The sequence below is a fragment of the Frankia sp. CoWAU3 genome, assembly GCF_977971855.1.
The window spans coordinates 5,823-12,248 of record NZ_CDWWXB010000006.1; the positions used below are offsets into that span (position 1 = coordinate 5,823).

At 70.8% G+C, this 6,426-nt stretch carries 5 protein-coding genes; 4 read left to right on the forward strand and 1 reads right to left on the reverse strand.

Annotated features, from left to right (window positions below; all coding sequences use genetic code 11):
• The first annotated feature begins 719 nt into the window (after positions 1-719).
• Positions 720-1,298: an HIT family protein gene (locus AC08ON_RS01560; RefSeq protein WP_011435802.1), complete on the forward strand. Its 579-nt coding sequence runs from the start codon at positions 720-722 to the stop codon at positions 1,296-1,298.
• 211 nt (positions 1,299-1,509) lie between these two features.
• On the opposite strand, the gene AC08ON_RS01565 is transcribed toward AC08ON_RS01560, so the two are convergent.
• Complete coding sequence (locus tag AC08ON_RS01565) at positions 1,510-3,690, reverse strand: elongation factor G-like protein EF-G2 (protein ID WP_476606169.1); 2,181 nt, start codon at positions 3,688-3,690, stop codon at positions 1,510-1,512.
• 181 nt (positions 3,691-3,871) lie between these two features.
• Here AC08ON_RS01565 and pgsA point away from each other — a divergent pair, with 181 nt between their 5' ends.
• The 3 genes from pgsA to AC08ON_RS01580 all read left to right on the forward strand — a co-directional run.
• On the forward strand, positions 3,872-4,585 hold the full coding sequence (pgsA, locus tag AC08ON_RS01570) for a phosphatidylinositol phosphate synthase (protein WP_476606168.1): 714 nt from the start codon (positions 3,872-3,874) through the stop codon (positions 4,583-4,585).
• 35 nt (positions 4,586-4,620) lie between these two features.
• The gene (locus AC08ON_RS01575; protein ID WP_476606167.1) at positions 4,621-5,499 is read left to right on the forward strand and encodes a phosphatidylinositol mannoside acyltransferase; all 879 of its coding nucleotides are present in this window, start codon (positions 4,621-4,623) and stop codon (positions 5,497-5,499) included.
• 7 nt (positions 5,500-5,506) lie between these two features.
• The coding region (locus AC08ON_RS01580) for a glycosyltransferase family 4 protein (protein WP_476616326.1) at positions 5,507-6,426 on the forward strand (920 nt) is incomplete at its 3' end.

Here is a 6,426-nt window from a genome sequence, read left to right on the forward strand (position 1 = left end):
TTGGGGGCGGGACTGCCCATCTTTCGGGCGCATGCTGTTGATTCGTGGTGCCCGTGGAGTTCCGCGCGCTGGGGATGGTCGACGCCGTGCGTCGCCGTGGAACGATTCCGGTGGTCGTTGATATACCGGTTGGCCCATGGTTGATCGGCATCGTTGTGCGTCCCGCCCCTTTCCGCAGGTCAGGTCACTGGTTTGCGAGCTGGGTCCACGCCGGGTCCGATTAGCGTTTTCCCCCATGAAGGTGCCGCTGACGCTGTACAGATCGGCTTAACGTCCGCTAAGCTGGCCGGGCAGGGCGTAACGGGCTCGGGCTGTCGCAAGGTTGTCGCGATGGCTTCTCGCGGGGTTGCGCCGGGAGGGCTCCTCTCGGTCGCGGACCCCTCGTGCGCATCATCCGCGCGTCAGATCCAGGGCGCCGTGGTTCGAAACCGATTACGTCACTCGAGGGAGACCGGCGGCGACCCCCCCACGCCGTCAGTCTCCCTCTTCATGCGCCGGACCGCACCCGCACGCGAGCCTCCTCGCCTACCGGGGGCGTCTCTCGTCGCTCAGATCCTGATAAATTGACGAGATGATATTGCTCCCCCCTGGGGAGCTCGTCCCGGGGAGGCAGCGCCCTTGCTGATGGCCGAGCAGGTTCCGGTATCCATGGCCCGCTCGATGGGCGCTGCCTGCATGTTCACTCGGCTCGGCCGGGGCGGTGCCGTGGCGGTCGCCCCGTGACGGCCGAGCTCTCACCCGAGGGGGTTCCCCTGGAGGAGCAGGCGGGGGTCGGCGGTCCGGATGCTTTCCAGCGGCTCTACACCCCGCATCGCATGGCTTATATCAGGGGTGAGGGCCGCTCCCGTGACGATGAATGCCCATTCTGCTCCATTGTCGGGATGTCCGACGAGGACGGCCTCGTGGTTGCCCGGGGTAAAAGCGTCTACGCGGTCCTCAACCTGTACCCCTACAATGCCGGGCACCTTCTCGTCGTGCCCTATCGCCACGTCGCGGACTACGCCGACATGGACCCCGAAGAGATCGTCGAGATGGCATTCTTCGTTCAGCACGCGCTCCGTGCGCTGCGGGCCGCCAGCGGGGCCCACGGGTTCAACACCGGCATGAACCTGGGGGATGTCGCCGGCGCCGGGATCGCCTCGCACGTGCATCAGCACGTGGTGCCGCGGTGGGGCGGTGACACGAACTTCATGCCCGTGGTGGGCGCGACCAGGGTGCTGCCCGCCCTGCTCGGGCAGACCAGGCAGATGCTCGCCCAGGCCTGGGCGCAGACCGCGTCCGACGAGCAGGGCGGGTAGCACCGGGCCCGGTGGAGGCCGCAGCCGGGTCGGGGCACCACCGTCGGGGCTGCCCGCCGCACCGGGTCCCGCCCGGCGTCCTGCCCGGTGCGGCGGGTGTGCGGTCGCGGATGTCTCCCGTCGGCGATCCTTCCTGAACTGGGCCGAAGGTTGCCGATTGTTCGCCTTTACTACTTTATGTATGATTCCTGCTTTATGCTGTTTTTTCGCTTCACGCCGACAGGGCATCCCCAAGCTGTGGTGGCATCGGCTCGTAGCCGCGATGGTTCCGCGTGAAGCTACCCGTGCCGTGGCTCAAGGACCGTAGTTCAATCGCATATCGGATCATTTCGCTCGCAGGGACCTCTGCGTGAATGACCGCCCGGGGGGTGGCCCCGGGCCTGCCAGGGACGGGTTCCATCCCGACGACCCGTCCTCGGCGAGTGGACAGGTCGCCCATCACGGCCCCGACGTACTCGTCGGGTACCAGGACGTCAACGGCCAGGATCGGCTCGAGCACGACGACGCCGGCGGCCCGGGCCGCGTCCTTGAGCGCCAGTGCGCCGGCGATCTGAAAGGCCATGTCCGAGGAGTCGACGCTGTGCGCCTTGCCGTCAACGAGGCGGACCCGTAGATCAACCATGGGATGGCCGGTGCGGACGCCCTGCGCCATCTGCGCCCGGACGCCCTTCTCCACCGACGGGATGAAGGCCCGGGGAACCGCGCCGCCGACCACCTCATCGACGAACTCGAAGCCCCCACCCGCCGGGAGTGGTTCGACCTCGATCTGGCATACCGCGAACTGACCGTGCCCACCGGACTGCTTGACCTGACGGCCGAGTCCGCGTGCCGGGGCACGCAGTGTCTCCCGCAGCGGGATCCGGGGCGCGATCCGGTCCACCGCGGCGCCGTAGCGCTGGGCGAGCCGTTCCAGGACCGTGTCGCTGTGGGCCTCGCCCATGCACCACAGGACGAGTTGGGCGGTCTCGGGGTTCTGCTCGATCCGTAGCGTCGGGTCCTCCACGGCCAGCCGGCCGAGTGCGGTCGACAGCCTGTCCTCGTCCGCGCGGCTTCGGGCACTGATCGCGACGGGGAGCTGCGGTTCGGGCATCGACCATGCGGGCAGGTAGCGCGGGTCGTCGCGATCGGAGAGGGTGTCGCCGGTCTCGGCGGTGCTGAGCTTCGTCACCACGCAGATGCCGCCGGCCGGGCACTCGCCCACCGTGTGCAGAACCGAGCCGTACGGCCGGGAGAGCGCCCCGACCTGCTCGTCGTCGTCGTGGTCGGCGTGCCTGGCCGTGGCTCTGCCGTGCCCGCTGACGTGCCCGCTGACGTGCACCGCATCGTCGGGATGCAGCGTGCCGGAGAACACCCGAACCACCGACATCCGGCCCACGTAAGGGTCCGTGGTCGTCTTCACGACCTCGGCCACGAGCGGCCCGGCCGGATTGCCGTGGCTCTGCTCGCAGGGGGAGCCGTCAGGGCGGCTCACCGGCGGCAGGAGATGCTCCCGCGGCGAGGGGAACCCCTGCACGAACAGGTCCAGCAGTTCGACGGAGCCGAAACCGCCGGCCCGCCCGCCGCCCCGATCGCTCCCTGCACCGGCGCCCGGACCCGAGGTCGAACCCGGAAGCAGACCGGCCGGCAACACCGGGAAGAACGTCCCGCGGGCGACCGCGGTCTCCAGATCGCCGAGCAGGAGCTTGGTGTCGGGCTCATCACCGGACAGGTACCGGTCGAGGAGGGCCTCGTCCTCGCTCTCAGCGATGATCCCCTCGACCAGGGCGGCGTGGGCGGAGGCGTACCGGCCGGTGAGGTCGGCCGGGGTCGCGAGTTCCCGGCAGCCGCCGTCCGGGTACTCCCGCACCCGCCCGGACAGCAGATCCACCAGCCGCATCGAGGCGCCGGCCTCCCGCTCGGGCAGGTAGGCCGGCAGCACGCCGGCCCCGAAGGCCCGTTGGCAGCCCTCGACGGCCGCCGCGAAATCGGCCCGGGGATGGTCGAGATGGGTGAGCACGATCGCGCGGGGCATGCCGACCCCGGCGCACTCCGCCCACACCATGCCGGTCGCGCCATCCACCCCGTCGATCGCGCTGACGACGAACAGAGCGGCGTCGGCGGCCCGCAGGCCCGCCCGCAGCTCGCCCACGAAGTCGGGATAGCCCGGGGTGTCCAGAAGATTGATCGTGAGACCGCGATGACTGACCGAACACAGGGTGAGGCTGACCGACCGTGCCGGGCGACGCTCGGGATCGGCATGGCCGACGTAGCTGGTCTGGGTAGTCTGACGGTCGCCGTTCTGGCGGTCCGGCGGCCCGTCGGTGGCGAGCAGACGGTCCACCAGAGCCGTCTTGCCCGCGCCGGTGTGGCCTACCAGGACGACGTTGCGCACATCGCACGAGGCTGATGACATCCTCGCCTCCTTGACTGGGAGGTAACGGCCTGTTCGGTAACGGCAGAGTCCTCCCCTGTTACCTGGGACACAAGCCCGAGGGCGGCCGTGGTCGGGAATGCGCGGATCGTGGCGGCTGTACTGTGAAGACCGCCCGAAGTCGGGCGCACGCGGGACGACCACGCGGGACGACGGGACGGACATGCTCGCTAGCAAGGCACGACCGCAGATCCAGAAGTTGCTCGACCCGGTGAGCCAGTGGGCCGCCCGGTCGTCGGTGTCGCCGGATGTCGTGACGATCATCGGCATGGTCGGGGTCGCGGGCGGGGCTCTGGGGTTCTTCACCCGCGGGGTGTTCTTCCTCGGCACCGTGGTGATCACGCTGTTCGTCTTCTCGGACCTGCTCGACGGGGTCATCGCCCGCGCCCGCGGTATCTCCTCCAAGTGGGGGGCCTTTCTCGACTCCACGTCCGACCGGGTCGGCGACGGCGCGATCTTCGGATCGCTCGTCCTCTGGTACGCTGGCGACGGCGATTCCCTGCCGTTGGCGGGTGCGGCCCTGATCTGCCTGGTCGCCGGGTCGATCACCTCGTACGTCAAGGCCCGCGCCGAGGGACTCGGCTTCACCTGTGACGTGGGGTTCGCCGAACGGGGCGAGCGGTTGCTGATCCTGCTGGTCGCCGCCGGGCTGTACGGCCTCGGGGTGCCCTACCTCCTGCCCGCGGCGCTGTGGTTCCTCGTCGGTGCCACCACGCTGACGGTCGTCCAACGGGTCGTCCACGTCTACCGGCAGTGGTACCGCGCGGGGGACCCTCCCTCCCCGTTGACGTCAAGGGCGGCCCCGACCACCGCGTCCCGGACCGCGGCTGCGTCCCGGACCGCGACCACCTTCGGCCCCGGCCGCAACGGCCGCTGAGCGGTCATCGAGACGACCCGACGAAGAGCCGAGCGTTGACGACGGGCGGGCGGGCGGCGGCAGCCGGGCGGTTCACCGACCTCGCCTACGCGCTGGGCTGGCGCGGCGTCCGGCTGCTCCCGCAGCCCGTGGCCGCCGCGGCGTTCCGGTTCGGCGCCGACCTGGCCTACCGCCGCGACGGGCGGGGGGTGCGCCGGCTGCGGTCGAATCTCGCCCGGGTGGCGCCGCCGGGAACCGATCTGGACCGGTTGACCCGGGCGGCGATGCGCTCCTACGCGCGGTACTGGCTGGAGGTGTTCCGCTTCCGGGAGATCGGTCTGGACCGTGTCGTCGGCCGGCTGCGGCTGCTGGACCAGTATCGGTTGTGGGATGCGCACGCCCGCGGGAAAGGGACCATCGTGGCGCTGCCGCACATGGGCAACTGGGAGCAGGCGGGCGCCTGGCTGGTGGCGAATGGCGTGCCGTTCACGACCGTCGCCGAACGCCTGCGGCCGGAGGCGCTCTTCGAGCGGTTCTTGGCCTTCCGCTCGGAACTCGGCATGGAGGTCGTCCCGCTGACCGGCGGGCAGGCTCCTCCGTTCGACCTGCTTACCGACCGCCTGCTGGCCGGGGGGATGCTCTGCCTGCTCGCGGACCGGGATCTCTCCCGCGGCGGGATCCCGGTGAGGTTCTTCGGCGCCACGGTCACCATGCCCGGCGGGCCCGCGGCGCTCGCGTTGCGCACCGGAGCGGCGCTGCTGCCCGCCACGCTCTGGTTCGACCATGACGGGTGGAGCGGGCGGATCCATCCCGCCGTCGAGCCGAGCGACATCCCGACGATGACGCAGGGACTCGCAGACGCCTTCGCTGCCGGCGTTGCCGCGCACCCCGCGGACTGGCACATGCTCCAGCGGATCTGGCGCGACGACGGATGACGCCGCCGTGAAGATCGGTCTGGCCTGCCCCTACGCCTGGGACGTACCGGGTGGGGTCCAGGCGCACGTGCGTGACCTCGCCGAGACCCTGATCGCCGCCGGTCACGAGGTGTCCGTCATCACCCCGGTGGACGACGAACGGACCCTGCCGCCCTACGCGGTGGACGCGGGTCGGGCGTTACCGCTGCCCTACAACGGCTCCGTCGCCCGGCTCCTGATGGGCCCGGTCTCGGCCGCCCGGGTCCGCCGTTGGCTGCGTGAGCACGACTTCGATGTCCTGCACGCCCACGAACCGACCGCGCCCAGCGTCAGCCTCCTGGCCTGCATGCTGGCCGACGGACCGATCGTCGCCACCTTCCACACCGCCAACCCCCGGTCGCGGTTCCTCACCGCGGCCCAGGGCGCGCTGCAGCCGTCGTTCGAGAAGCTGCGGGCTCGGATCGCGGTCTCCGAGGCGGCCCGGCGCACCCTCGTCGAGCATCTGGGCGCCGACGCCATCCTGATCCCGAACGGGGTGGCGGTGCAGAACTTCGCCGGCGCCCGGCCCCTGCCCGACTACGACAACGGGCGGCCCACCGTCGTGTTCCTCGGGCGCATCGACGAGCCGCGCAAGGGCCTTGACGTGCTGCTCGCAGCCCTGCCGGCGCTCGCCGCCGAGATCGACGGTGTCCGGCTGCTGGTGGCGGGGCCCGGTGACGGGGCGGCGGTGCGGGCCCGGCTGGAGCCCACCCTGCGCTCGCGGGTCGACCTCGTCGGCATGGTCTCCGACGCTGACAAGCCCCGGGTCTTCGCCTCCGGGCAGGTCTACTGCGCCCCGAACACCGGTCAGGAGAGCTTCGGGATCGTGCTGCTCGAGGCGATGGCGACCGGGACCCCGGTGGTGGCCAGCGACATCGACGCCTTCCGCCGGGTCCTCGATGACGGGCG

Coding starts and splice junctions, on each gene's coding strand:
- AC08ON_RS01565 (WP_476606169.1), bottom strand. CDS start 3,690: ATGTCATCAGCCTCGTGCGATGTGCGCAACGTCGTCCTGGTAGGCCAC.
- pgsA (WP_476606168.1), top strand. CDS start 3,872: ATGCTCGCTAGCAAGGCACGACCGCAGATCCAGAAGTTGCTCGACCCG.